Here is a 24,938-nt window from a genome sequence, read left to right as displayed (position 1 = left end):
TGACTGTGCTTACATAGAAATGGCCGATCACCTTTATCTATGACAAAAGCAGCCTCTTTCGCAGATGTGCCAATCCACATCACGAAAGAGGCTGCTTTTATGCTATTTCTTCTTCTGGAAAGTTGTGCAGAACAATAACGCTCCTGCAACAATGGCAGCTGCTGCCAGCATTGTTATCTTGCTATAAAATCCGGGATATGCATCCCCGAAGGAAGGCCACCACGAAAGAGCGGCGACCCGGTTTGTCAAAAGACCGCCTATAAACGCTATTCCTACGCCTTCAGCCAAAAAACAGGCGAAACTAAGCAGTCCCATGCCCGAACCTGCTTGCCGTTCAGGCAGCGAGCCGGCTGCACTTTCCGAAATCGCCGTCTTGACAAAGGACAAACCGCCGAACATAACAACCAGAGCCGCACTGCCAATCCAAGGCGACCACTCCATCAGCGCCGCAAGCGAGACGAGCGCAACGACAATTGCAGCCGCCCCGGTTAGCAGCACCGTCCGGCTGCCTTTTTTATCGACCATATGGCCCCCAATATAGCCAAACAAAATGACGCTGAGCGTACCAGGCAGCAAAACGCCGCTGCCAATAGCTGCTGTAGAAAGCTGGTGCAATTCCCGCATCATATAAGGGACCATGGAAATAAATCCAGCAACCGTTCCCAGCAATATACAGCCGCTTGAAACAGCTGCAACAAATTTACGGTTCGTAAACAATGCAGGCTCCAGAAAAGGTTGGTGGACGCGGCGAATATGCCAGCCGAACAAAATCAGCAAGCAGATAGCACCGCCCAAGTACATTCCATGATAAGTCGTCGTAAACAAGGTGAACATAATAATGCCGGCAGCGATTACTAACGCTCCAATGCGGTCAACCGCTCCGGCACGCAGACTTTCACGCGGCAGCACCCGCAATATAAAGGGCAGCGGAAGCAGCGTAAAAATCGGCAGTGCAAATAAATATGACCAATGCAAATATTGGGCAATGACGCCGCCAAGCGCCGGCCCCGTTCCTTCTCCCAATGCTACGACAGAGCCGATAAGTCCGAACGCCTTGCCCCTATGCTCGCCTGCGTAGCGGGCGACCATCACCATAATAAGCGCAGGTACCGCCGCAGCTCCCGCACCTTGGATAAAACGGGCGGCAATCATGACCTCGTATTGCGAATGCAAAATGAATCCGATGAGCGAACCGCCGCTATAAGTAAATAAGCCAATTACCAGCAGTTTTTTAAGCGGGTAAAAATCGGCGAGCTGCGCATACAAGATGGAGCCGATCGCGAATGAGAGCAAAAATGCGGTGTTAATCCAATTTGCCTGACCTGGAGTTATTGCGAATTGTACAGCTATATCGGGCAAAGAGACATTAAATACCGTTTCGTTCAACACACTAAAAAAAGCTAAAAAGCCAAGCCAGCCTAACGCTTGCTTAAATTGTTCATGTTGTGCCATGTTGCAGAAGCCCCTTTCGATTATCGAAGGGAGTTCACGCAGTTAATAGGGCTATGATGCGCATTCCCTTTTTGAACAGGCCCTGTTATCGATTACGCACTTCATAGTTACGCCTCCTATATTTTTATGGTGTACATTATATCATAATCTTGATAGCGTGTTCACGATCATTATTGATTATAATTGAATTTGCCCGTCCCTTTGCTTGGCTTATTTTGCAGCAGCAGATATACTGGGTATACTTAAATAAAATGGAGTGTTCATTATCGCTACTATAAAAGATGTTGCTCGCGAGGCCGGTGTCTCGATTTCAACCGTTTCATTTGCCATTAACGGGACAGCACCTGTTGCTGCCGACACTAAAAAACGCATATTTGAAGTGATCGAAAAATTGAATTACAAGCCGAATTCAATCGCCCGCGGACTCGTAACGCAAAAATCCAACAATATCGGCCTCTACTGGCCGAGCCTCAACTCCGAAATGTTTCAATTCTCGGAAAACAATTTGTTTCTTCATCTGCTGCAAGGCGTTGGCGATGTTATTGATCAGCATGGCTACAATTTATTAATGGCCTGGAATAGCGCAAAAGCAATCAACCCGAATAAAATTGTAGAGATGGCCGAAAGCCGCTCTGTCGATGGCTTATTGCTCGTTACGCCCCATCAGGATGATCATGTGATTGATAGCCTGATCCGTCTCCGCCTGCCATTTGTGTTTCTGGGAACTTACATTGACAATGATGCGGTGAGCTCCGTCGATGTTGACAACAGACAAGCGGCCTACGATGTTACCGCACACCTGATAAAGCAGGGCCATCGCCGAGTCGCCTTCATCAGTCCGGCTCCAATGAATCATTTTGTCAGCCAGACCCGTTATCAAGGTTATCAGCAGGCGCTCAAGGACGCCGGACTCCACGCCCCCTCCGGCTATTTATATATCGGTGACAATCTGCAAGCCAGCGGCTACTCTGCAGTGGACGCGTTTTACAAGCTGCCCGAGCCGCCTACAGCTATTGTCGCCGGGCGCGATATTATTGCTGTAGGCATAATGCAATATGCTGCAGAAAACGGGCTCAGCATACCGGGCCAGCTTGCAGTCGTCAGCTTCGAAAATTCAAAATTGGCGGAGGAGCATAAAATTACATCCGCTTCAACCAATTTGTATCAAATTGGCAAACAGGCCGCGCAGCTCATATTTGACAAATTGGGACTGACAAACCGCCCGTCCGCAGCTACGCAGCAGCTCTTTATTCCCTCTGAAATTATCGTTAGGGAAAGCTCAGACAGCAAAGCCAATAACGCCACCTAAATGTGGACTGTTATTGGCTTTTTCAATATAAGTAGAATAGTTGTAATCGGCTTGTAGAGCATGTATAATAATCTGGTATGCAAACATATGTTTGCTGCCAATAACGAATGACGGAGGCACTATGAAAGGAACGACTCATCTGGCAATCGGCGTGGGGATTGGATTGGCCGCTGCTGCATACTATCCATTCACGCCAAATAACGCAGCACTCTATATTACAGTAGCTGCCTTCTCATCTTTGAGTCCGGATCTGGATGGCAACAGTATGCTGAGCAGCAAGCTGGGCAAAGTCTCGAAGCTGGTGCGCGAGCTGCTGCTGTGGGGCGGAGTTGCACTGGCCATCGGCGTAGCCTATGTATATTATGATCAGCGCATTCTGCACCAGCAGCTGGCACTGACCGCTGGCGCAGCCTTTCTGCTCGGCTTTATCGCCAAGGAAGGCAGCATCCGCAATATACTGGTCAGTCTGATCGGCGGGGCCGTGCTTTATTGGGGGATGATGAACAATATAACGTGGATGATTGGCTTCGGTTTGTTCGTTGCGATCGCTCCATGGATGCATCATCGCGGACTTACACATACTTTATGGGCTTTAATTGCTTGGGGTGCCATCGGCGCCGCCCTGGAAAGCGAGCTGCAGTTAGAAGGAATATCCAACGTGGCGATCGCAGGCTATCTCTCTCACTTAATTACGGATACAATGACACCGGCCGGCGTTAAGTGGCTTTATCCCCTCTCCAAAAAATCCATCAAGATCATGCACTAATAACTCGAATGAACTTTCGAAAACAAACAATAAGCGATCCGCTGTCGGCCAAGAGCCAGACAGTGAATCGCTTCATTCCGTTTTCCATGCTTTACACATGAATACCGTTATTTTCAATGTACCGCTCACATTCAAGGGCCGCCATACAGCCTGATCCGGCTGCGGTAATCGCCTGCCGGTAGCGGCGATCCTGAACGTCGCCGCATGCAAAGACGCCATCAACATTCGTCTTCGCCGTACCTGGCTCCACCAGCAAATAGCCCAGATCATCGATCTTCAGCTGCCCATCAAGAAAAGCCGTGTTTGGTGTGTGGCCAATAGAGACGAAGATGCCATCAACCTCAATAATCTCCTCTTCTCCTGTTGCATTGTGACGAATTTTCAGCCCTTTTACACTGTTGCCGTCACCGATTACTTCCAGCGGGGTGCTGTCCAGACTCCAACGAATCTTTTCATTTGCCCTTGCCCGGTCTTGCATAATTTTTGAGGCTCTCATCTCGCCGCGGCGGTGAACGACGATTACTTCTGACGCAAAGCGAGTTAAGAAATTGGCTTCTTCCATCGCAGAATCCCCTCCTCCAACAACGACGATTCTTTTGTTGCGGAAGAAGAATCCGTCACAGGTGGCACAAGTGCTTACCCCGCGGCCTACATATTCCGCTTCACCCGGAATTCCTAAATATTTAGCCGAGGCCCCTGTCGAGACGATTACCGTTTCAGCCCGAATTTGCCCCGCTCCTTCTATCGTAACCACAAACGGACGCTGAGACATATCGATATTCGTTACCCAGCCAGTGCGAAACTGCGCGCCAAAGCGTTCTGCTTGCTTGCGCATATTCGCCATCAATTCCGGCCCCATAATGCCTTCTGGAAATCCCGGAAAGTTTTCAACCTCTGTAGTCGTCGTCAGCTGACCGCCGGGCTCGGCTCCTTCAATCACGAGCGGCTGCATATTCGCTCTCGCCAAATATATCGCTGCCGTCAAGCCCCCGGGGCCAGTTCCGACTATAACAGTTGGGTAAATAGTGTCCGTCATTCTCCTCATCCTCCACTCATCGCTATCAGTTGTATCTGTATATCCATGATAGCACCCGCTCTCCAGCGTTTCATGAAGGTTTCATGAAGACATGATGAAGGTGTGATGAAGAATTCCATCAGTTAATCGGCAAATCGGTAGCCGACGCCTCTCACCGTCTCAATATACTGCGGCTTTTTCGGATCGTCGCCTAGCTTCTGCCGCAGGCTCTTAATATGCACATCTACAGAGTTGCTGCCGCCAAAATAGGTATCACCCCAAATTTGCTCCATAATTTCCTGGCGGGTGCGTACTCGTCCTTCACTGGCCATTAGTAGCTGCAGCAAATCAAATTCCGTTTTTGTAAGCGATACATGCTCATTATTGCGCCTGACCTGCACTCTCTTCAAATCCATGACGAGATCCTTCATCGCGATAAAATCGTCGTCTCTGCTTGTAGCCGCCAACTGCTGGCTTGCCTGCTGATTACGCATTGCAAGCTGTTCAATCTGTTCCAGCGCCTGCTCCACTGAACCAGGCCACTGCAACTGTGCATAAGCTGCCGCGCGATCAATAGTGTCAACCAAACACAATAAATGGCTGGCCGGAGGCTCAAACATGGACTGCTCAGCAGGCTGCCCGAATCTCCGATCGACAATGAACAGATCGGCCTGCAGCAGCGGCAAGGTGGCATCATGCTCATGATGGAACAGAAGAACATCATAGCATTTCATCGTAAGGTGCGAGATCAAGCTGCGCAATGAGGCCGGCAGCGGACTAACAATAATAATTCTTAATGTAGAAGCGCAGAAATCTCCTTCTGTATATAACTTGCTGTCAGCGGCAAGCTCACTTACAGCAGCACGCTGCTCAAGTTCAGAATGGGCGAGTTCAGGATGCTTAACATCGTTAATTGTCATTGCTCACACCCCTCCTCATTCGATCCGATTATGATTTGTTATGAATAGGATAATCAAGAACAACGACATTGTCCAGTATGCCTTCAAGCAGGCTGACAAATTGCTGATGAGCAGGATGATATATAGGAAAGAACCTCCGGAACCGCGCCAAGGCGCGGACAGGAGGTTCAATGCTTTTGTACTGCTAATTAATCCAATACTGCGGTCATATGTTTAGTTGTAATCGACCAGTGCGATGTATTCCAGATCGACTGCTTGTCCTTGAACAATATAATTTGCGGTGATGCGTGCTTGACGCCCAGATCCTCCGCAATTTGATTTGAGACAGGACGCGATTCGATTACTTTGACCAAATAATAATCGACATTCGGGTTTGGCAGCTTGGCCAAATAGTTTTCATACTCTTCCAGAGCGCTCGCGCTAACCGGACATGCGGTGCTATGCTTGAAAATAATCGTTTGCTTATTCGCCGATTGCTCCAGCAGTTGCTCCCATTCCTGAACGGTTGTAATTTCCTTCCACATGCTTTAACGCTCCTTCCATCCATCTATATTAGCCTTCAAGCAACAAGGTTTCTGGATCTTCCAGCATCGATTTCACGCTCACCAGGAAACGGACGGCTTCAGCTCCGTCAACAATTCGATGGTCGTAAGACAACGCAATGTACATCATTGGACGGTTTTCGGATCTTTCAGCATCAATTGCGACAGGACGCAGTTGAATTTTGTGCATACCGAGAATACCGACTTGCGGAGTATTCAGTATTGGCGTGGACAACAGTGAACCGAACACGCCGCCATTTGTAATTGTGAATGTTCCGCCTTGCAGATCGCTAAGTCCAAGCTTATTGTTGCGTGCTTTGCCAGCAAGATCGGAGATTTCCTTCTCGATCGCCGCGAAGCTAAGACGATCCGCGTCACGTACAACCGGAACAACGAGGCCTTCTTTGGCAGATACGGCTATGCCGATATCATAGAATTTCTTAACAAGAATGTCCTCGCCTTGAATTTCCGCATTGAGCAGCGGGAATTCTTTCAATGCGCCGACAACCGCTTTTGTAAAGAAGGACATGAAGCCCAGGCCCACATCATGCTTTTCTTGGAACGATTGTTTGCGGCGTTTGCGAATATCGAGAATTGCCGTCATATCGACTTCGTTGAATGTGGTCAGCATTGCCGCTGTATGCTGCGCTTCTACGAGACGGTTCGCGATTGTAATCCGGCGGCGCGACATCGGCTTACGTTCGATTGGTTTGCCTGGCACTTCAACGGCTGCTTGCGCGCTAGCTGCAGGTGCAGACGGCGCCGCGGCTGGCTTGCGGTCAGTATGCTGCTTCACATCCTCTTGGCGGATACGGCCGATTGGATCAGCTGTAGCCACTTGCCCAAGATCGATGCCGCGCTCGCGCGCCAGTTTGCGCGCTGCCGGGGAAGCAGCATAACCTGAAGCATCGCTGGAAGGAGCGGCTGCAGGTGCAGACGGCGCCGCGGCTGGAGCTGCGGCTGGCGCGGCTGGAGCAGGAGCTGCGGCTGGAGCCTCGGCTGCAGGAGCTGCCGCGGCAGCTCCTTGACCTTCGCCAATACGTCCAATAACTTCCCCAATCGCTACTGTCTCGCCTTCAGCATGCAAAATTTCGGTCAACACGCCGCTTTGCTCTGCACTGATTTCAATATTAACTTTATCAGTTTCCAATTCGGCCAATACGTCGCCTTGATTGACGGCTTGACCTACTTGTACGATCCATTTCGCAATTGTACCTTCTGTAATCGACTCACCCATCGCGGGTACTTTAATCTCGCTCATGCCGAATCCTCCTTGTTATATGGGAGCGCCTCATTATTAATGACGGCGCAAAGCTTCTCCAATAATCCGCTGCTGTTCTTTTTGATGAATTTCCTGAAATCCTGTAGCCGGGCTGGAACGCTTTGGCTGTCCGACATAGCGCACCACAGTGCCCCAAGGTGCTCTAGAAATAATTCTCGGCTCAACATAATTCCAGGCTCCCATATTTTGCGGCTCTTCTTGAATCCACAGCACTTCCTTCAAGTTAGGGAAGCTGCTAATAATCTTCTCGATCTCCACTTTCGGGAACGGGTACAGCTGCTCAAGACGAGCGACATGCAGCCAGCTCCAGTCACGCTCTTCTTGCTCGCCCTGCGGTTCCATCGCTGCAGCAAGATCTACGCCGATTTTGCCGCTGCAGAAGACAAGACGCTCAACCAATTCCGGCTTTTCAGCTGGCACCGGCTCAAGAATCTTCTTGAAGGAGCCTTCGCTGAACTCCTCTGGCGCGGAAGCTACGCGTGGATTGCGAAGCAAGCTTTTTGGAGACATAATGACAAGCGGCTTGGCTTGATCTGTCTCGGTCAAGGCAGCTTGACGGCGCAGCAGATGGAAATATTGCGCAGCAGTCGTCAAATTGGCTACCGTCCAGTTGTCGTCAGCCGACATCTGCAAAAATCTTTCCAGCCTTGCACTGGAGTGTTCCGGCCCTTGCCCTTCATACCCGTGCGGCAGCAGCATGATCAGGCTGGAATATTGCGACCATTTGTCGCGTCCTGCAGAAATAAATTGGTCGATAATAACCTGCCCGGCGTTAGCGAAATCGCCGAATTGCGCCTCCCAAATAACCAATGTTTCCGGCGAGTACACGTTATAGCCATATTCAAAGCCGAGGACAGACGCCTCAGACAATGGGCTGTTATGGATTGCGAAGGACGCGCGCGCTTGCGGCAAACGGTGCAGCGGGCAGAATGTTCCCCCTGTCTCCGGATCATGCAGCACAAGATTGCGATGAGCGAATGTGCCGCGCTCCGAGTCCTGTCCGGTAATCCGGATCGGCTTGCCATCCGCCAAAATAGTAGCGAATGCCATCGTTTCCGCCAAGCCCCAGTCAACCTTTCCGCCGTCTTCAAACATGCCTTCGCGACGCTTCAGAATACGCTCCAGCTTGCCGTAAACTTTGAATTCCTCCGGCCATTTGAGCAATTCGCGATTGATTTCACGCAGCTTGGACAACGGTATAGCCGTAGCAATTTCCGGCGCAGGGCGTTTGGTGCGTTTTTCACTAATTTCGGCCGCTTTTTGCTTCTCGCTGCCATTCTTCACATCATCCAAAGCAGCCTGTAGACGCCCTTCCACTTCGTTTTTCATCTGTTCGAATTGCTCAGCGCTAATCAGGCCTTTGCTGATCAATTGCTCTGCATACAGATTGCTGACCGTCTTATGGTCGCGCAGCTTTTTATAGAAAATTGGCTGAGTCGTTTCCGGATCGTCGGTCTCATTATGTCCATGACGGCGGTAGCCGACCAAGTCGATAAGAAAATCTTTGCGGAACCGGTAACGGTACGCGCAAGCCATACGCACAACCGCCAGGCAAGCTTCCGGATCGTCGGCATTCACCCGCACAATCGGAATATTAAAGCCTTTGGCAAGATCACTTGCATAGTGCGTTGAACGTGAATCCTTACTTTCAGTCGTGAAGCCTATCCGGTTGTTCACGATAATATGGAGCGTTCCGCCATTCTGATAACCTTCAAGCTTCTTGAAGTTCAGCGCCTCCGGCACGATGCCTTCACCGGCAAATGCGGCGTCGCCATGCATAATGATCGCTGCTGCCGAGCCAAAATCCGTCTTCGGATAGCCCGCCGAGCTGCGGTCATCCTGAGCGGCGCGCGTGAAGCCTTGAACGACCGGGTTGACATACTCCAAGTGGCTCGGATTGTTGGCCATTGTAATGCGGGTCTCGATTGTTTCCCCTTCTTTGACCGAACGATGCGCACCCAAGTGGTATTTAACGTCTCCCGTCCATCCGAAGTTAATGCCTGTCGAGCCCTCAGAAGGCATAAGCTCCTTGTTAGGGGCGTGCTGGAACTCAGAGAAAATAGAGCCGTAAGGCTTGCCAAGCACATGCGCCAGCACGTTCAGGCGACCGCGGTGGGACATCCCCATTAAAATATTTTCCGCACCGTCATGCGCTACTTCGCGAATGATCTCATCCAGCATCGGAACCAATACATCAGTCCCTTCAATGGAAAAACGCTTCTGCCCGACGAATGTACGCTGCAGGAACGTCTCAAAATGCTCGACTTCAATCAAACGGTACAACAGCGCTATCCGTTCTTTCGTATTTAAAGGCTTGCCTGCCATGCCGGATTCCGCATGGCTATTCAGCCACAGCCGCTCATCCTCTTGATGAACATGACTAAATTCAAAACCGAATGATTGCGTGTATATGCGTTTTAGTTCTGTAATCGCTTGCCAACCGTCTTTAACCGATACAGGCGCATCCTCCCAAATCAGCGAAGCCGGAAGTGCAGACAAATCTTCTCGAGTCAGTCGGAATGTTTCCGGCTCAAGCAAGCGGGTATCGTTTTCGACCCCAATGCCAAGTGGATTCGTGTCCGCAGCCAAATGCCCGTACGCACGAATATTCGACACCAGCTTGCCAGCGTCGACCAGTTTTTTATAGAAAGCCGGGTCAGCGAGCTTTCCGGCTGCCACTGGCAGCTGTACTTGTTCGGATAACGTGTTCTGTACCGCTACTGGCGCACCCCATTCCTCGAACATCGCTTTGTAAGAGGGATCCACAGATGCAGGATCTTGCAGATAACGCTCATACTGTTCTTGGACATACCCCAAGTTGGGACCAAAATAGAGCTGCCAGGGCGACTGGCGGTTAGTTTGATCTACCGACATGTACTTTTACCTCCGCCTCATCATTGTCTTAGCATATCAGTTCTTCTAATTGGTTAACCATAATCATTACGATCATACACGAATCTCCAAAAGTTTTCAAAATTTCGCAAGACCGTTCATTGACCGTCATTAATATAGTCTAAGAAAGTTCACATAGCATGACAAATAGTTAATTTCGATGCGATTGATCTCGATACAAGATCGATTTCGATAAATTTATAAAATTCGCTCATAATTGCCCCTTACTAGAGCATTATCCCCGTTTCTTTGCTTTTCCTTCCAAATTGCGACGAAATTTCTCTCTATTCGAGCAAAAGCCGGTAACTCTTCACTGGCAGAGTCACCGGCTTGCGCTTAATGCATGCAATTAGTTGAAAAATTTAACCCGCTCTTCAATCGGCATAAATTGTTTTTCGCCTGGCTGAGCTGTCGGTTTGCCGAATGGCATCTGTGCGAGCAGCTTCCACTCTGCCGGAATGTTCCATTCTTGCTTCACTTGATCATCGATCAATGGATTGTAATGCTGCAGCGATGCGCCGAAGCCTTCCAATTCAAGCGATGTCCAGACAACAAACTGCAACATGCCTGCAGAATGATTAGACCAGACAGGGAAATTATCTTTATAAGTGGCAAACTGCTCTTGCAGTCCTTTAATAACAGCCTGATCTTCAAAAAAGAGTATAGTGCCGTAACCATTGCGGAATCCGGCCATCCGGTCGGCGGTCGAGCTGAACTGCTCTTCATTATTAATAAGCTTTCTCAGCGTTTCCTTCGTCAGATCCCACAGTTTATCGTGTTGCTCGTTAAGCAGGATAACAACACGCGAGCTTTGCGAGTTAAAAGATGACGGAGTATAGTTAACAGCTTCAGAGACAACTTCACGAATACGGTCATCAGAGACAACCTGCTCTTTGCTGATGCCATAAATTGAACGGCGATGTTTAATTGCTGCATTAAAATCCATAGACATTAACAGACACATCCTTTATTGTTTGTTGTAAATCCTTCAGTTTAAGTAACTTACTTTTTTATTGTATCATTATTTTCTGAAAATGCAACTTCTAATTGCTCAAGCATGCGCAATATTTTTTGCCGGACAACCGTTTATTATACAAAATGAGAAGAAACGGCCGACGCCGTCCTTGGTGCGCGGCAAGTTTCTTCCCCTGAAATTTTATAGAATTTATCAGGTAAAACATATAAATTCTATAAAATTGAGAAAAAGGACTGCCTCAACAACCGCCGATCAAAATCGGAATTTGTTGAGACAGTCCTTGCATGAATGTTATTTATTTGGCGAATACATGCTGGCCGATTTTTTTTATTACCTTTAGCGACCAAACCCACTTCGAGGTGGCGGTATCGGGATTATAATAGTACAGGGCGCTGCCTGTCGGATCCCAGCCCTTCACAGCTTCCTTAGCGGCCATCAATGCTGTCTCATCCGGCTCCAGCCAATATTGCCCGTCATTAATTGCAGTAAATGCCCAAGGCTCGAAAATAATACCGGCAATCGTATCAGGGAATTGCGAAGATTTCAGCCGATTCATCACAACTGCGCCTACAGCGACTTGTCCAATATACGGCTCCCCTCTTGCTTCACTGTAAATGACCCGGGTCAGCATCCTCATTTCCGGCTCATTTACCGAAACCTTCTTCAGCATTTTCCACGTATTTGTGCCTGCAATTCCGTCTGCCTGCAAACCGTAGTCCCTTTGAAAGTTCAGCAGCGCATTGCGAGTTACAGCGCCAAAATTATCCGTCACCGCCGCGTTAAAATAACCGATGGATTGCAAGCGATACTGCAGATCCATAACATCGCTGCCTTTACTTCCATACTGCAGCGTTTGCGGCGCTGCGGCCGCCGCTTGCAACGTGCCTGCAATCAAGGAGATTATGAGTACAATTGCCAGCAGCGTCACAGAGCGATAATGTTTGTTCATGATGTCTTTCCCCTCCATGGTAGTATCTGTAATTTAGCCATCATTCTACCATGAGCGAAAGAACGGGATCGTAATTCATAATAATCTTTAATAATGTTAATTATCACCACTCACCCTTGTGGACCATCCTCCAAAAGCAGCCGGATTTCCTCCAGCCGCTCCAGCATCGTTCTTAATTCAATGGCGAGAAAGTCCTCGCCGTTGCGCCCGAAAGCCTCCTTCACAAGCTGCAAACGATCGATCGCTTCAGGCAAAAGGGAGAACGCTTCCTCTGCGTGCTGATAGTAGCTATGAACTGGCATCTGTATGTCTCCTCTCAAGTAAGAATATAGGGTTCTTATGTCTTGCATAAAACGCAAAAACACCACCTCGTCTTAATGGTGATGTCCAAATACTTTATATGTATTCTATTGTAGCATAACTTAACAAGGCTGCACACCGCTCAATAAAAAAATCTGCTAGTATTCAAGCCTTGCCAAGCCGCCACAATCCTTCTCCTCCATTTGTTCGCCCACTTCCCGATAGACGATTGCAGCTGTCTTTTTCCGCCAAGCTTTAAGCTTCCCGGTTCCATCGATCATAAGATCGGCCCGAATCCCATTCGGCTGTCCATCCTTTCAATTCCGCAACTGCATCAATTGCAAGCAGCTCACGGGAATATCTAATCCATTCGCGTACTTCTTCAAATTGCTCGAAGGTTTCCAAATGTTCAAGTGCCGTCTCCAGACGAGCAAGCTCGTGAAAGTTACCTTTCGCTACCACTTGCCGGGTAAGCACGTAGAGGCAATTGATAAAAAAGGCTTGTGCCGGGCAGGATTCATCGCCAGCCAGCTCAATTAACAGCGGTAAATTGTTCAAATCGTTCAAGGTCAAAGCCCAATGAGGATGCGGCTGCCCCTCCCCGCTGTATGCCCACGCTCTAATTTCTCGATGAGACGGATTCCAGATATCATGGATCATCTAACATTCCTCCTTTCTTATATTTGCTTCCGCTGTCACCGGAGAGTAAAATATAGTATTCTATTTATGCCATCATTATATGCAATCTTTGCTATCGCAATGCTAACGCAAAGTTAAGATTTTGCAAAGCGGCCGATAAACATAACGCGCCTGCTTCAATCATTCCATCCCTATTACTGAGAGGTTGATTACTATGGATCTTGGCCTGCTCATGATTTTTTCCATCGCTGTACCGATTATAATTCTGCTGAGCATTATTATTGCGAAAATGATCCGCAGACAGGAAATTCCCGATAGCCGCTATACACCATTCGACTACATCACCGGCCATTCCAAGGTCGAATTTCACGAGCAGAAGGAAGTGAAAGAGGAGAAGGATGAGGAAGGCGACGATAAAAATAAAAACAAGCGCGTCAGATAGCATGTGTTTATTATAACGCAAATACGCTCTCATTTGTTACAATTTTTCGAATTTGCAGAAAATTTATTGCAAATGCCTCCTCATTATCCCCCACTCATGCTCGACTGCAAGCCCTGCTTGTTCCCATTCATCAAACCCGATGCTCGGAAGGCCGTCCCTCCTTAGTGAGCCTGAATCTCTTATGGTACAATAAAACGAGCGAACGACATGGAGGTAGTGCACTGTGAACATCATCAAAATGAAAGACCGTCAGGAGCTGGATCGCAGAACACCGGTTATGCCCTGGTATATCGAACAATTTATCAATTACAAGCTGCCTGACCTTTCCCCTTCTTCGCTGCTGGAATATGTGAGAGATTATGAAACCTTTTTAACCTGGCTGCTTGCTGAAGGGCTCGCTCAAGGACCGGCTATGAAGGATGTTACTTTGCAGGAGCTGGAGACGCTCCATATGGACAGCATCGATAACTACAAAATGTTTTTGGCTACTAATCAGGCGCATATGAACGGGCGTACGACGATTTCCCGCAAATTGTCCTCCTTGCGCTCATTGTTTCATTATTTAAGTCAAATTGCTGAGGATGAGCAATTTTATCCGCTGCTCAAACGGAATGTAATGGCCAAAGTATCGATCAAGCGCACGCACAAGCCGAAAGATACCGCCGCCAGACTGGATGGCAAGCTGCTTCAGGACGAAGAAATCGACGAGTTTATCCGCTACATAAATGAGGATTACGGCACGGACATCGCAACGAACAAGCAAGCGCTCTACTCCTATGCCATTAACCGGGTGCGGGATACATGTATTGTCAGCCTTATTCTCCACTCCGGCCTGCGCGTATCCGAGCTTGTGAATATGAATATTGACGACCTGGACATAAAAAAGAGAGTGCTCTATGTTTACCGCAAGGGCGCAAATGACGATACATTCAAAACGCCCGTTTATTTCCGCTCTGAGGCGCTGCGGGATCTGCAAGCGTATCTTGATTTGCGCGAAGCGCAATATAAAGCCCCGAAACGGGAAAAGGCGCTTTTTCTTGCGCTTGCCAACGGAAAATCGGAAGGCTCTCGCATGACAAAGCGGGCGATTCAAGAAATGGTGATAAAATACGCCAAACGGTTCGGCAAGCCGTATTTATCTGTACATAAGCTGCGCCATTCCTTTGCGACGGACTATTATTTGCGTAACGATTTATATAAAACGCAGGAGCAGCTTGGCCATGCGTCGCCCGAGACGACGCAAATTTACGCCCATCTGACGGACCGGACGATGGCCGAAGCGATTGAGCGCGAGAAGAATTAGCGCCGCTATGGTTCATAGATCATCTTTTTGGTCATGCCGCCATCGATTGTCAAATTTACACCTGTCACAAAATCGTTGCCTGCGGCCGTAAAATACATACAGGCCTGTACAATGTCTTCTGGCCGGCCGACTCTGCCGGCGGGGTGCTGTCGGTGATCGGCTTCCCGAAGCTCATCGTAGCGGCCTGTCTCAATCCAGCCTGGGCTAATGCAGTTAACAGTAATGTGCAGCTCGCTGAACGATACGGCGAGCGCATGGGTCAAGGCGACAATACCGCCCTTGGACGCTGCGTACGCTTCACTGTCCGGCTCTGACATCGCCGCTCTGGTAGAAGCAATGTTGACAATACGTCCGCCTCCGCTTTCCTTCATCAGCTTAGCCGCTTCTCTAGTGCACAGAAACGTTCCGCGCAGGTTTACATTGATAACTTGATCCCACTCGGCAACCGTCAAATCGAGCGGCGATTTCCATATACCGAAGCCGGCATTATTAATTAATATATCGAGTGATTGAAACTGCTGCCGCACAGCTTCAAACAACCGCTCGATCTGTTCTGGCTTGTTGAGATCCGCCTGGACAAAGACCGCTTCGCCTCCCGCTGCAGCAATCTCCGCTGTCACCTCTTCGCCAAGCTGTTTATTCGAGTCAGTCAATACAACATGCGCGCCTGCCGCGGCATAAGCAGCTGCTATCCGTTTGCCGATCCCTCCCGTGGCTCCGGTTACAAGTATCGTTCGATCAGCATAGCTTTCCATACAGCTTCCCCCCATAGATTAGTTCCTGTTATTCAGCCGCAGCTGAATCTCACTGACCAGTTGGCTGGTGGCCACCTTCTCCATCATAGCAGTTCGTGCTTTCAGCTCCACTACTCCTTCCTCTGCAGCTTTGCCGACGACGACCCGCAGCGGCAATCCGATTAAATCCGCTTCCTTCAGCTTTACACCCGGGCGCTCCGTACGATCGTCATACAGCGTTGCTATCCCCTCTGCCTGCAGACAGGCATAAAGCTCATCAGCAATGCGGCGCTGCCTCTCATCCTTGGCGGACATCAGGATTAGATGCACGGAGAACGGGGCAATTTCCTGCGGCCAAATCATCCCGTGCTCATCGTGACTCTGCTCGATAATTGCCGCCAGAAGACGGGTAACGCCAATGCCGTAGCATCCCATGACAATCGGACGCTCCCTGCCCTCCCGGTCGACAAAATATGTCTTCAGCGGCTCGCTGTATTTGTCGCCAAGCTTGAAAATATGCCCCACTTCAATTCCCTTTATCGCTTCAAGCGGAGTCGAGCAATGAATGCAGACCTCCCCTGCCTGTGCAGTGCGCAAATCGCCGACAAGCGCGATGCTGAAATCGCGTTCCGGCACGACATGCTTAAGATGATAGTCCGGCTCATTAGCCCCGACGATCGCTTCATCCATTTCGGCGGCGTGCCGATCGGCAATGATGGTTATTTTTTCTCCCTGCATAAGAGGCAAGTTTACCGGTCCCACAAATCCGATCGGAGCGCCGACTGCTGCGAGCACCTGCTCTGCACTTGCAAGCTCGAGCGAGGCCGCGCCGAGCAATGTTTTTATTTTCGCCTCATTAGCTTCACTATCCCCACGCATCAGGACGGCTATCAGCTTGCCGTCAGCTGTATAAAGCAAGGTCTTAATGAAGGCCGCCGGCGGCAAATCATGGGCGGCTGTCAATTCGCGTATCGATTTTAGCTGAGGGGTGAACCAGCGCTCCGACTCGGGCACTTTTGCCTTGTCAGCAGTGCTTTCCTTTAATGCCGGAGCCGATTCCGCCTTCTCAACATTGGCCGCATATCCGCAACCAGGGCATGCCATAATCGTATCCTCTCCAGTATCGGACAGAGCCATAAACTCGTGCGAGCCGCCTGAACCGCCGATTGAGCCGGCATCTGCCTCTACCGCCCTGTATTGCAGGCCGCAGCGCTCAAAAATCCGCTTATACGCCACGTACATCGCTTCATATTGGTTCGCCAGTTCCTCCTCATTGGCAGAGAAGGAATAAGCATCCTTCATGATAAATTCGCGGCAGCGCAGCAAGCCCGATTTTGGACGCCGCTCATCGCGAAACTTGGTTTGCAGCTGAAACACCGAAAACGGAAGCTGCCGATAAGAAGCAATTTCACCGCCGATTAGCGCGGTCACCGCCTCCTCATGCGTCGGCCCCAAGACGAAGCCGCGGCCGCCGCGATCCTGCAGCCTGATCAGCAGCGGCCCGTAATGCTCGTAGCGCCCGGATTGCTGCCATAGCTCGGCCGGCTGCAGCGAAGGAAGCAATATCTCTTGTACGCCTGCCCGCTCCATCTCCTCGCGCACAATCGCTTGCACCTTTGCTAATACCTTGTGGCCTAATGGCAGGAAGGAATATACTCCCGAAGCCAATTGACGAATAAAGCCGCCCCGCAGCAGCAGCTTGTGACTAATTGCCTCTGCATCGGCAGGCGCTTCGCGCAAAGTCGGTATCAATAGATGCTGTTGTCTCATGTTACAATCCCTCCTTGAAGTACATATTCAACGCAAAAAAGCACACCCAATCCCCGGCCAGGGACGAGCGTGCTCGTGGTACCACCCAAATTCAATCAAACGCTGCCTGTAAGCCGGCAGTATCCGATCCTCTTGTTCCGTTAACGGGGAATAGCCGGCCGTCAAATAATAGGACACCGTTACAGCGTCGGTTCCTTGCGGCAACTACAAGGCGGGAAGCAGCTACCTCTGCCGGAGCCTCTCAGCCTGGGGCTCCTTCTCTGGATGCAGCAAAGTATGCGGCCTTTCCTTGATCATCGTTTTGACTATATTCAAGTTAAAATACACCAAATTGTCAAACAAGTCAACAAAATCGGCGTTTTTTTCCTTATAGACTCCGGTATACTCATACTGGCAGCACTACTGGCTAGCTTGCCTATCTGTATGCATCGGAGGTAATTGTTCATGGCATTAAACACTCCAGTCGGACGGTTTCGGGTTGTCAGTCTGATTGAAGGCATTTCATTTCTTGTCCTGCTCTTCATCGCCATGCCGTTGAAATATTGGGCCGATTCTCCGCAGGCGGTCGCGATTGTTGGCACTGTGCACGGTGTTTTATTCGCCCTGTACTTTATTGCGCTGGCTCATGCCTGGATATCGGCACGCTGGCCGATAACCCGTATTCTGGCTGCGATCGCAGCTGCATTCATCCCTTTCGGCACCTTTATATTAGATGCCCGCATACGCAAAAATCCATGAAGCCGCCCTCCTCGGGGGCTTTTTATTTTGCCTATTATACTATTTCTTCATTCCGCGTGTCGCAAACCGGCCTTTACCGGTTAAATGCGTTGCCGTCATTCGATCCGCCCTGGCTTTTTCCGCGTTTAATCAACAGCAGAGCGCCAAACATGTCGACTTCTGCGCTTTCCCGGGAAATCCGCATCATTTCCCGCCCGGCAGCCGCGTGCAAACCAAGGTACTATATAAAAATGGTACTGCCGTTATTTTCACATTCTTGTACAATGGTATACATAACAGCAACGCTCCGCGCCTACAAGGAGGAATGAACATGCATGCACGCCATGCTATGATTCTCGGAACCGGCAAATATTTGCCCCAAAGACGGGTGACCGCTGCCGAGATGGATCAAATGCTACACGTTAAGGACGGGTGGGTACTTAAAAAATCGGATGTGCATACCCGCTATTTTATAAAGGATGAAACCGCCTCCGAAATGGGAGCCAAAGCGGCCTATGCCGCCCTCGAAGCTGCCGGCCTCACCTTCGCCGATATCGACTGCATTGTCTGCACAAGCGGTACGATGGAGCAGCCTATTCCCTGCACCGCCGCCTTGATCCAGCGGGCGATGGGACAGCAGCAATCGGGTGTTCCCGCCTTTGATATCAATTCGACCTGCCTTAGCTTTGTCGCCGCCCTTGACGTTATGTCCTATCTGATTGATGCCGGCCGCTATCGCCGCATATTGCTGGTCTCTACTGAAATTGCTTCTATCGGACTCAATTGGTCGCACAAGGAAAGCGCGGCATTGTTCGGCGACGGCGCTGCGGCAGTCGTCATAGGCAGATCCGGGGAAGGAAGCCCTTCGCGCATCGTCCATGCCGCGATGCAGACATTCAGCGAAGGCGCGGAGATGTCCGAAATCCGCGGCGGCGGCACGAAGCAGCATCCGCGGGAGCATCGGGCCGACAATGCGGACGATTATTTATTTTCGATGGACGGCTCTGCGATCTTCAAGCTCGCTGCCCGCAAGCTGCCGCAATTTGTAGACGAGATGATGAAAGCTGCCGGAACGTCCATGTCGGAGATCAAGCTGGTTATTCCGCATCAAGGAAGCGCAATGGCCATGCGGTTGATTCAGAAGAAGCTGGCTATACGCGATGAGCAAATGATGTATATTACACCCGATCATGGAAATACGATCGCCGCCTCGATCCCGATGGGATTGCATGAGGCAATTCGCCTGCAAAAAATAAACCGGGGCGACCGCGTCCTATTGCTTGGCACCTCGGCAGGCGTTTCGCTGGGAGGAGTCATTTTTGACTATTAGCAATATTTTGTTGACCGGCGGCAGAGCGCCGGCTGCACTCGAGCTTGCCCGGCAGTTTGCTACCGCGGGACACCGCGTGTTTGCAGCCGAAAGCTCGCGCTATCATCTTTGCCGGGTTTCCGCAGCCGTAGAACGCAGCTTTTCAGTGCCGTCGCCCAGCAAGGAACCGCAAGCCTATATTGCCGCATTGCAGGCCATTATTATCGAATGTTCCATCGATATGCTCATCCCGACTTGCGAAGAAGTCATGTATATTTCACAAGGCCTTGAGCAGCTAAGCGCTTATTGCCATGTATTCGTCCCGCCGCTTGAACTTATGAAGCAGCTGCATCATAAGTTCGCTTTTATCCAGCTGGCACAGCAGCTAGGATTTATCGTGCCTGCGACCGTGCTGATCAACAGCGACAATGACTGGAATGGTATCCGCGATAAATTCAATGCGCCCTTTATACTAAAACCGGTCTATTCCCGCTTTGCTTCCCGCGTTATGCTTTTCGATCCGCTCAAGCTCAATCGGGGCGCAGAGTGGCGGGCGGTAACCGCAACTCCGCAGGGAGATAAATTGGCGGGCTCAGACGCTTGGGTCGCCCAGCAGTTTATCGCAGGAAAACAGCTATGCACCTATAGCGTTGTCCATAATGGCAAAGTAACCGCTCATGCAGCCTACTATACAACGTATCGCGCCGGGCTTGGCGCCAGCATTTACTTTGAACCGGCAGAGCATGCGGCTGCGGCAGAATGGGTCGCAAAATTTGTAAAATATATCCATTTTACTGGGCAAATTTCCTTTGATTTCATTGAAGCTTCTGACGGGACGCTTTTCCCGATCGAATGCAATCCAAGAGCGACGAGCGGAGTTCACTTGTTCGATGCCGGCAGGCAGCTTCCCGACTCATTTTTGAGACCGGATCATATCGTGGAGCCGATTGTTCCTTGCCCGGAGCACCGTACGATGCTTTCAATGGCCATGTTGTTATTCGGCCTTCGGCAAAACCCGTCATGGCGCGGACTAAAGATGTGGTGGCGGCATTTCCGTCAGGCAAGCGACGCGGTCTACCGCCGCGACGACAAGCAGCCGTTCTGGGAGCAGCTCAGGTTACTGTGGGATACGAGAGGCATCAGCAAACGGAAGCGGATTTCTTTGTTGGCAGCCGCAACTTATGATATTGAATGGAATGGTGATCATGACAGCACTTAGCGCACTAGTAACCGGGGGCACGGGATTTCTTGGCGGCCAATTGGCGCGGCGGCTTCATCAGCTGGGATGGAACGTCGCGGTCATTGGCAGGAATGAGCAGGCCGGGTATGCCTTGCAGGCTGCCGGCATCCGCTTTATTCAAGGCGATCTGCGCGACCAGGCTGCAGTAGAAGCGGCTTGCAGCGGCATCGATACTGTTTTCCATTGCGCTGCCCTCTCTTCCCCGTGGGGAAGCTACCAGTCATTCTACAGCTGCAACGTAGAAGCAACTGCTCATGTCATCGCCGGTTGTCAGAAAAAAGGAGCGGCGCGCCTTGTTAATGTATCGACGCCCAGCATTTACTTTAACGGCCGCGATCAGCTCAACATTCGCGAGGATTACCCGCTGCCCGCGCGACCAGTCAATGCATATGCCGCTACCAAACGGTTGGCCGAGGAGGCAGTCGCTGCCGCACACCGCCCTTCCGCAGGACTCGTCACGATTACGCTGAGGCCAAGAGCCATCTTTGGCCCCGGCGATTCGGCCATCCTGCCGCGCCTGATTCGCGCCAATAACAGCTCAGGCGTTCCTTTGTTCCGCAACGGAAACGCGATGCTCGACCTAACCTACATCGACAATGCCGTAGATGCACTGATTGCCGCAGCTGCCGCTCCTGTCGAGGCGGCAGGGCAAGCGTACAATATAACGAACGGTGAGCCTGTTCAGTTGAAAGAAGCATTGAATCAGCTGTTCAAGCTGCTCCGGGAGCCGATGCGCAGCCGCCGCATTCCATTCCCTTTGGCCAAATCGATGGCAGCATTGCTCGAAGCCGCTGCATGGCTTCGGCCCGGAAGACCGGAACCGGTAATGACACGCTATACAGTGAGTTTGCTTAGCATTAGCCAGACCTTTGATATTGCGGCAGCGCAAAAAAAGCTCGGCTATGCGCCTCGCATATCGATCCAAGAAGGGCTGGAGCATTTTGCCGAGTGGTGGAGAAACAACTGAAGATGTGCGCTATTAACTACTGAAGGTGAACGACGATGAAGCAACTGCAACGAATACGTACATTCCTTGGCCATTACGCCAATGCGCGGTATTTGCGCCACTGGAAAGATCGCGAACAGTTCGAGAGCTGGCAGGAAAAACGCATCCTGCGCCATTTACAATATGTCCGGGCTCATTCTCCTTTTTACCGCGAGCTGTGGCAAGGGCTTGCCGATCAGCAGTGGCGCAGCTTTCCTCTCATTAATAAACAGATTATGATGGACAACTTCGACCAGCTCAACACTGCCGGGATTAAAAAGGCAGAAGCTTTCGAGCTCGCTTTTCAAGCTGAGCGGACAAGAGATTTTACACCGACGGTCAATGGCATTACAATCGGCCTCTCCTCCGGCACCTCCGGCAACCGCGGCCTCTTTCTCGTCAGTCCTGCCGAGCAGCACGCTTGGGCCGGAACTGCGCTAGCGAAGCTGCTGCCGGGATCGCTGCTAACGTCTGAGCGCATTGCGTTCTTTTTACGCGCAGACAGCAATTTGTATCGATCGGTTCAAGGAAAAAGAATACAATTTTCCTTTTTTGACCTGCTGGATCCTTTGGAGCAGCATATCAAGCGGCTGCACGACTATCAGCCAACGCTGCTTGTCGCGCCGGCATCGATGCTGCGGATGCTCGCAGACGCTGCAGCCTGCGGCCGTTTGCGCCTGCCGCAAGCGCCGCGCAAAATTATCGCTGTCGCCGAAGTGCTCGATGTGCTTGACCGGCAGCATATTGAAGCCGCCTTTGGCCAGACCGTACATCAGGTTTATCAATGTACGGAAGGTTTTTTGGCTTCCACCTGCCGCTATGGCGTCCTGCATTTGAATGAAGATATTGTTGCCATACAAAAGCAATATATCGATAAAAACGCAGGTAAATTCGTTCCGGTTGTAACCGACTTTTCCCGTACAACCCAGCCGATTATTCGCTACCGGCTCGACGATATTTTAACCGAAGCGCCGCCCTGCCCCTGCGGCTCGGTCTTTACAGCGCTTCAATCCATTGACGGCCGCTGCGACGATTGTTTTTACCTGCCTGACCGCTGGCGGCATGACAAGCTGATTCCCGTCTTTCCTGATTTTATCGCACGGGCAATTATCGCCGACCCGCAGGTGACCGCTTATCATGTTCAGCAGCCGGCGCCGGAGAGGATTATCGTAAGACTGAAAACTGCAGGCGAGGATTGGGCTGCCGCCTGTGCGGCTGCAAAAGCGGCACTCACCGCCCTGTTCGTGCGGGTGGACTGCACGATTCCCGCGATCAGTATAGAGCCTTTACAGCCTTACGAGCCAAATCAAGCGTATTCGTATCGCAAGCAAAGACGAATTGAAAGGAGCTTTACGATCGATGCGCCTTTATGACCGCCATAACATTGATGAGCTGCGCTGGCCGGAGACGGCCAACGGGCAGTATGCCAAACAGTATTTAATGCCATTAATCAAAGGAGATACAGCTCACGCTATCTCTAATGCGAAAACCAAGGTTTATGTACTTGCCGCGGGCGACGAGCACATATTGCCGATCACTGTTAATGAAGCGGAATACGGCAACTCTTACGTCTGCTCGCCTTACACGCACTATGTCAGCTACGCGCGCGAGGAGCTGCAGCTGCTCGGCAGCCGCGCTGCCCGCGGCGCCTTGTCTCTGCTGCTTTATGGCGTAGGAGCATTTCTGCGCAGCACGCAGATCAACCGTACCGTTCACGTCAACAACTGGCTGCTTTCTACTAACTTGTACCCGCAATTGAATAGAGCGCAGGCCACAGCTATACTGCAGTTTTTGCAGCAGCAATTTCCGAAGCACTCGATCGTTTTCCGTTCTTTGAATGAAACAACAACCAGGGAGCTGTTGGATCGTCTGCGTCAGCAAAATTGCCGAATGGTGCCGAGCAGACAAATTTATTTGCATCATCCACACAAAGCAGATGCAATGAATGCCAAAGCGCGCTGGCTGCTCAAGCGCGATTATGCGCTTATCGAAAAAAACGGCTACCAAGTCGTCGAGCCGGAGCAATTTTCTGAGGAGGATCTGCCAAGAGTGCTGGAGTTGTACAACGATCTTTACTTGCGCAAATACTCACTGTACAATCCGCAATTCCAGCTGCCTTTCATTCGTCTAGCCTGGCAGGAGCAGACGCTGCACTTATATGGCCTGCGTAAAAATGGTAAGATTGATGCTGTGCTGGGTTATTTCAGCCGTGACGGCGTAATGACAACGCCATTGTTCGGCTACGATCTCTCCATGCCGCAGCAGCTCGGGTTATATCGCATGCTGTCGGCCTTGTTAATGCAGTTAGCCGCCGCTAATGGTCAGCTGCTGCATGAAAGCTCGGGAGCCGCTCAATTCAAACGAAACCGCGGCGCAGTCGCCGAAATCGAATATAGTGCTGTCTATGACCGTCATCTGCCCTTTTACCGCCGTTCAGGCTGGATACTGCTAGAAAATTTGATTGGAAAAATTGGAGTGCCCATCATTCGCAAGTTAAAATTATAAGACCGATTTGTGAGGCAGGAGGGAATAAACCTGAAGGAACGATCACAGCAAAACAAAAGCAGAGTGGCTTTCATTACAGGCGCTTCCAGCGGAATCGGCATGCTGACCGCGGTGTCGCTGGCGGCTGCCGGCTGCAAGGTCATTGCAACTATGCGCAATCTGGAGAAGCAATCCGCCCTGCTCGAGCTGGCTGAACAGCGCGGGGTGGCCAATCAGATTACCTGCATGGCGCTCGATGTGACAAATGAACAGCAGGCGGCACAGGTCGTCCAGACCGTTATTAACGCCGAGGGACGGATCGATCTGCTTGTCAACAATGCCGGCTTCGCTGTCGGCGGGTATGTCGAGGAAGTGCCTATGGAAGCTTGGCGCAGTCAGCTTGAAACGAACTTTTTCGGTGTTGTCGCCCTTACCCGTGCAGTCATTCCGCATATGAGGAAACAGATGAGCGGACGGATCATCAATGTCAGCAGCTTGAGCGGACGTTTCGGCTTTCCCGGTTACGCCCCCTATGCCGCCTCCAAATTTGCCGTTGAAGGCTTGAGCGAGGCGCTTCGCCATGAGCTGCTGCCCTTCGGTATTCAAGTCGTACTAGTGGAGCCTGGCGCTTTCAAAACATCGATCTGGCAAAAGGGCTTTGAGCAAATCCATACAACCGAGCATTCTCCCTACCGCAAAGGGATGGAGGCTGTGCTCCGCTATTCGCGCAGCGCAGCCGAAAATGCGCCCGATCCGCAGCTTGTCGCCAATCTCGTGGTGCGTATTGCAAACGAACGCGCGCCCAAGCTACGCTATCCGATCGGCAATGGCGCGCGCAGCGCACTGCTCGGCAAAGCGCTGCTGCCGTGGAAATGGTTTGAACGCATCGCGCAACGCGCCATGCGTTAATGC

At 50.8% G+C, this 24,938-nt stretch carries 23 protein-coding genes; 11 read left to right on the top strand and 12 right to left on the bottom strand.

Annotated features, from left to right (window positions below):
• Positions 1-102: 102 nt before the first annotated feature.
• Positions 103-1,452, bottom strand: a complete 1,350-nt coding sequence (locus tag ACFQ0N_RS00285; RefSeq protein ID WP_379322345.1) for an MFS transporter — start codon at positions 1,450-1,452, stop codon at positions 103-105.
• A gap of 256 nt (positions 1,453-1,708) precedes the next feature.
• Between ACFQ0N_RS00285 and ACFQ0N_RS00280 the strand changes: the two genes are divergently transcribed.
• Both ACFQ0N_RS00280 and ACFQ0N_RS00275 read left to right on the top strand, forming a co-directional pair.
• Positions 1,709-2,761, top strand: coding sequence for a LacI family DNA-binding transcriptional regulator (locus ACFQ0N_RS00280; RefSeq protein ID WP_379322344.1), 1,053 nt, complete (start codon positions 1,709-1,711; stop codon positions 2,759-2,761).
• A 121-nt stretch (positions 2,762-2,882) separates the two neighbouring features.
• Positions 2,883-3,527 carry a metal-dependent hydrolase gene (locus ACFQ0N_RS00275; protein WP_379322343.1) on the top strand — a complete coding sequence of 215 codons (645 nt, stop codon included), beginning with the start codon at positions 2,883-2,885 and terminating at the stop codon, positions 3,525-3,527.
• 91 nt (positions 3,528-3,618) lie between these two features.
• Here the strand turns inward: ACFQ0N_RS00275 and trxB are convergent, their stop codons facing one another.
• From trxB to ACFQ0N_RS00230, 9 genes are all read right to left on the bottom strand, one after another.
• Positions 3,619-4,563: a thioredoxin-disulfide reductase gene (gene trxB / locus ACFQ0N_RS00270; RefSeq protein ID WP_379322342.1), complete on the bottom strand. Its 945-nt coding sequence runs from the start codon at positions 4,561-4,563 to the stop codon at positions 3,619-3,621.
• A 122-nt stretch (positions 4,564-4,685) separates the two neighbouring features.
• Positions 4,686-5,462 (bottom strand): winged helix-turn-helix domain-containing protein, encoded by a 777-nt coding sequence (locus tag ACFQ0N_RS00265; protein WP_379322341.1) that lies wholly within the window; start codon positions 5,460-5,462, stop codon positions 4,686-4,688.
• A gap of 188 nt (positions 5,463-5,650) precedes the next feature.
• On the bottom strand, positions 5,651-5,986 hold the full coding sequence (gene ytxJ, locus ACFQ0N_RS00260) for a bacillithiol system redox-active protein YtxJ (RefSeq protein WP_379322340.1): 336 nt from the start codon (positions 5,984-5,986) through the stop codon (positions 5,651-5,653).
• A gap of 28 nt (positions 5,987-6,014) precedes the next feature.
• Positions 6,015-7,265: a 2-oxoglutarate dehydrogenase complex dihydrolipoyllysine-residue succinyltransferase gene (gene odhB / locus ACFQ0N_RS00255; RefSeq protein WP_379322339.1), complete on the bottom strand. Its 1,251-nt coding sequence runs from the start codon at positions 7,263-7,265 to the stop codon at positions 6,015-6,017.
• Positions 7,266-7,301: 36 nt separating this feature from the next.
• Positions 7,302-10,160, bottom strand: a complete 2,859-nt coding sequence (locus ACFQ0N_RS00250) for a 2-oxoglutarate dehydrogenase E1 component (protein ID WP_379322338.1) — start codon at positions 10,158-10,160, stop codon at positions 7,302-7,304.
• A gap of 367 nt (positions 10,161-10,527) precedes the next feature.
• A complete protein-coding gene (locus ACFQ0N_RS00245; RefSeq protein ID WP_379322337.1) occupies positions 10,528-11,130 on the bottom strand; it encodes a nitroreductase family protein in 603 nt (200 codons plus the stop codon).
• A 319-nt stretch (positions 11,131-11,449) separates the two neighbouring features.
• Entirely contained in the window at positions 11,450-12,103 is a 654-nt protein-coding gene (sleB, locus tag ACFQ0N_RS00240) for a spore cortex-lytic enzyme (protein ID WP_379322336.1), read from the bottom strand.
• Positions 12,104-12,213: 110 nt separating this feature from the next.
• Complete coding sequence (locus tag ACFQ0N_RS00235; protein WP_379322335.1) at positions 12,214-12,405, bottom strand: hypothetical protein; 192 nt, start codon at positions 12,403-12,405, stop codon at positions 12,214-12,216.
• 253 nt (positions 12,406-12,658) lie between these two features.
• Positions 12,659-13,063: a hypothetical protein gene (locus ACFQ0N_RS00230; RefSeq protein ID WP_379322334.1), complete on the bottom strand. Its 405-nt coding sequence runs from the start codon at positions 13,061-13,063 to the stop codon at positions 12,659-12,661.
• 193 nt (positions 13,064-13,256) lie between these two features.
• On the opposite strand from ACFQ0N_RS00230, the gene ACFQ0N_RS00225 reads away from it, so the two are divergent.
• Positions 13,257-13,484: a DUF3951 domain-containing protein gene (locus ACFQ0N_RS00225; RefSeq protein ID WP_379322333.1), complete on the top strand. Its 228-nt coding sequence runs from the start codon at positions 13,257-13,259 to the stop codon at positions 13,482-13,484.
• 223 nt (positions 13,485-13,707) lie between these two features.
• Positions 13,708-14,787: a tyrosine recombinase XerS gene (xerS, locus tag ACFQ0N_RS00220; RefSeq protein WP_379322332.1), complete on the top strand. Its 1,080-nt coding sequence runs from the start codon at positions 13,708-13,710 to the stop codon at positions 14,785-14,787.
• Between the two features lie 5 nt (positions 14,788-14,792).
• On the opposite strand, the gene ACFQ0N_RS00215 is transcribed toward xerS, so the two are convergent.
• Together ACFQ0N_RS00215 and ACFQ0N_RS00210 are read right to left on the bottom strand one after the other, a co-directional pair.
• Positions 14,793-15,542, bottom strand: a complete 750-nt coding sequence (locus ACFQ0N_RS00215) for an SDR family NAD(P)-dependent oxidoreductase (protein ID WP_379322331.1) — start codon at positions 15,540-15,542, stop codon at positions 14,793-14,795.
• 18 nt (positions 15,543-15,560) lie between these two features.
• On the bottom strand, positions 15,561-17,291 hold the full coding sequence (locus tag ACFQ0N_RS00210) for a proline--tRNA ligase (protein ID WP_379322330.1): 1,731 nt from the start codon (positions 17,289-17,291) through the stop codon (positions 15,561-15,563).
• A gap of 444 nt (positions 17,292-17,735) precedes the next feature.
• On the opposite strand from ACFQ0N_RS00210, the gene ACFQ0N_RS00205 reads away from it, so the two are divergent.
• The 7 genes from ACFQ0N_RS00205 to ACFQ0N_RS00175 all read left to right on the top strand — a co-directional run bounded on the left by ACFQ0N_RS00205 (position 17,736) and on the right by ACFQ0N_RS00175 (position 24,935).
• On the top strand, positions 17,736-18,029 hold the full coding sequence (locus ACFQ0N_RS00205; protein WP_379322329.1) for a DUF3817 domain-containing protein: 294 nt from the start codon (positions 17,736-17,738) through the stop codon (positions 18,027-18,029).
• Between the two features lie 310 nt (positions 18,030-18,339).
• On the top strand, positions 18,340-19,338 hold the full coding sequence (locus ACFQ0N_RS00200) for a beta-ketoacyl-ACP synthase III (protein ID WP_379322328.1): 999 nt from the start codon (positions 18,340-18,342) through the stop codon (positions 19,336-19,338).
• Positions 19,328-20,536, top strand: coding sequence for an ATP-grasp domain-containing protein (locus ACFQ0N_RS00195; RefSeq protein WP_379322327.1), 1,209 nt, complete (start codon positions 19,328-19,330; stop codon positions 20,534-20,536). The genes ACFQ0N_RS00200 and ACFQ0N_RS00195 overlap by 11 nt, the downstream gene beginning before the upstream one ends.
• A complete protein-coding gene (locus ACFQ0N_RS00190; protein WP_379322326.1) occupies positions 20,523-21,524 on the top strand; it encodes an NAD-dependent epimerase/dehydratase family protein in 1,002 nt (333 codons plus the stop codon). Before ACFQ0N_RS00195 ends, ACFQ0N_RS00190 begins: the two co-directional genes overlap by 14 nt.
• Before the next feature lie 35 nt (positions 21,525-21,559).
• Entirely contained in the window at positions 21,560-22,915 is a 1,356-nt protein-coding gene (locus ACFQ0N_RS00185; RefSeq protein ID WP_379322325.1) for a F390 synthetase-related protein, read from the top strand.
• A complete protein-coding gene (locus ACFQ0N_RS00180; RefSeq protein ID WP_379322324.1) occupies positions 22,902-24,047 on the top strand; it encodes a GNAT family N-acetyltransferase in 1,146 nt (381 codons plus the stop codon). Before ACFQ0N_RS00185 ends, ACFQ0N_RS00180 begins: the two co-directional genes overlap by 14 nt.
• Positions 24,048-24,110: 63 nt before the next feature.
• Complete coding sequence (locus tag ACFQ0N_RS00175) at positions 24,111-24,935, top strand: SDR family oxidoreductase (protein WP_379322323.1); 825 nt, start codon at positions 24,111-24,113, stop codon at positions 24,933-24,935.
• The last annotated feature ends 3 nt before the right edge of the window (positions 24,936-24,938 follow it).

This window comes from Paenibacillus sp. GCM10027626, assembly GCF_042676285.1.
GTDB lineage: Bacteria > Bacillota > Bacilli > Paenibacillales > Paenibacillaceae > Paenibacillus_Z.
The sequence above is the reverse complement of the archived record's forward strand: the minus strand, read 5'-3'. Positions and strand labels throughout refer to the sequence as shown.

Excerpts from the sequence above, each read along its gene's own strand:
- ACFQ0N_RS00285 (WP_379322345.1), bottom strand. The coding sequence starts at position 1,452 with ATGGCACAACATGAACAATTTAAGCAAGCGTTAGGCTGGCTTGGCTTT.
- ACFQ0N_RS00275 (WP_379322343.1), top strand. The coding sequence starts at position 2,883 with ATGAAAGGAACGACTCATCTGGCAATCGGCGTGGGGATTGGATTGGCC.
- trxB (WP_379322342.1), bottom strand. The coding sequence starts at position 4,563 with ATGACGGACACTATTTACCCAACTGTTATAGTCGGAACTGGCCCCGGG.
- ACFQ0N_RS00265 (WP_379322341.1), bottom strand. The coding sequence starts at position 5,462 with ATGACAATTAACGATGTTAAGCATCCTGAACTCGCCCATTCTGAACTT.
- ytxJ (WP_379322340.1), bottom strand. The coding sequence starts at position 5,986 with ATGTGGAAGGAAATTACAACCGTTCAGGAATGGGAGCAACTGCTGGAG.
- odhB (WP_379322339.1), bottom strand. The coding sequence starts at position 7,265 with ATGAGCGAGATTAAAGTACCCGCGATGGGTGAGTCGATTACAGAAGGT.
- ACFQ0N_RS00250 (WP_379322338.1), bottom strand. The coding sequence starts at position 10,160 with ATGTCGGTAGATCAAACTAACCGCCAGTCGCCCTGGCAGCTCTATTTT.
- ACFQ0N_RS00245 (WP_379322337.1), bottom strand. The coding sequence starts at position 11,130 with ATGTCTATGGATTTTAATGCAGCAATTAAACATCGCCGTTCAATTTAT.
- sleB (WP_379322336.1), bottom strand. The coding sequence starts at position 12,103 with ATGAACAAACATTATCGCTCTGTGACGCTGCTGGCAATTGTACTCATA.
- ACFQ0N_RS00235 (WP_379322335.1), bottom strand. The coding sequence starts at position 12,405 with ATGCCAGTTCATAGCTACTATCAGCACGCAGAGGAAGCGTTCTCCCTT.
- ACFQ0N_RS00230 (WP_379322334.1), bottom strand. The coding sequence starts at position 13,063 with ATGATCCATGATATCTGGAATCCGTCTCATCGAGAAATTAGAGCGTGG.
- ACFQ0N_RS00225 (WP_379322333.1), top strand. The coding sequence starts at position 13,257 with ATGGATCTTGGCCTGCTCATGATTTTTTCCATCGCTGTACCGATTATA.
- ACFQ0N_RS00215 (WP_379322331.1), bottom strand. The coding sequence starts at position 15,542 with ATGGAAAGCTATGCTGATCGAACGATACTTGTAACCGGAGCCACGGGA.
- ACFQ0N_RS00210 (WP_379322330.1), bottom strand. The coding sequence starts at position 17,291 with ATGAGACAACAGCATCTATTGATACCGACTTTGCGCGAAGCGCCTGCC.
- ACFQ0N_RS00205 (WP_379322329.1), top strand. The coding sequence starts at position 17,736 with ATGGCATTAAACACTCCAGTCGGACGGTTTCGGGTTGTCAGTCTGATT.
- ACFQ0N_RS00200 (WP_379322328.1), top strand. The coding sequence starts at position 18,340 with ATGCATGCACGCCATGCTATGATTCTCGGAACCGGCAAATATTTGCCC.
- ACFQ0N_RS00190 (WP_379322326.1), top strand. The coding sequence starts at position 20,523 with ATGACAGCACTTAGCGCACTAGTAACCGGGGGCACGGGATTTCTTGGC.
- ACFQ0N_RS00185 (WP_379322325.1), top strand. The coding sequence starts at position 21,560 with ATGAAGCAACTGCAACGAATACGTACATTCCTTGGCCATTACGCCAAT.
- ACFQ0N_RS00180 (WP_379322324.1), top strand. The coding sequence starts at position 22,902 with ATGCGCCTTTATGACCGCCATAACATTGATGAGCTGCGCTGGCCGGAG.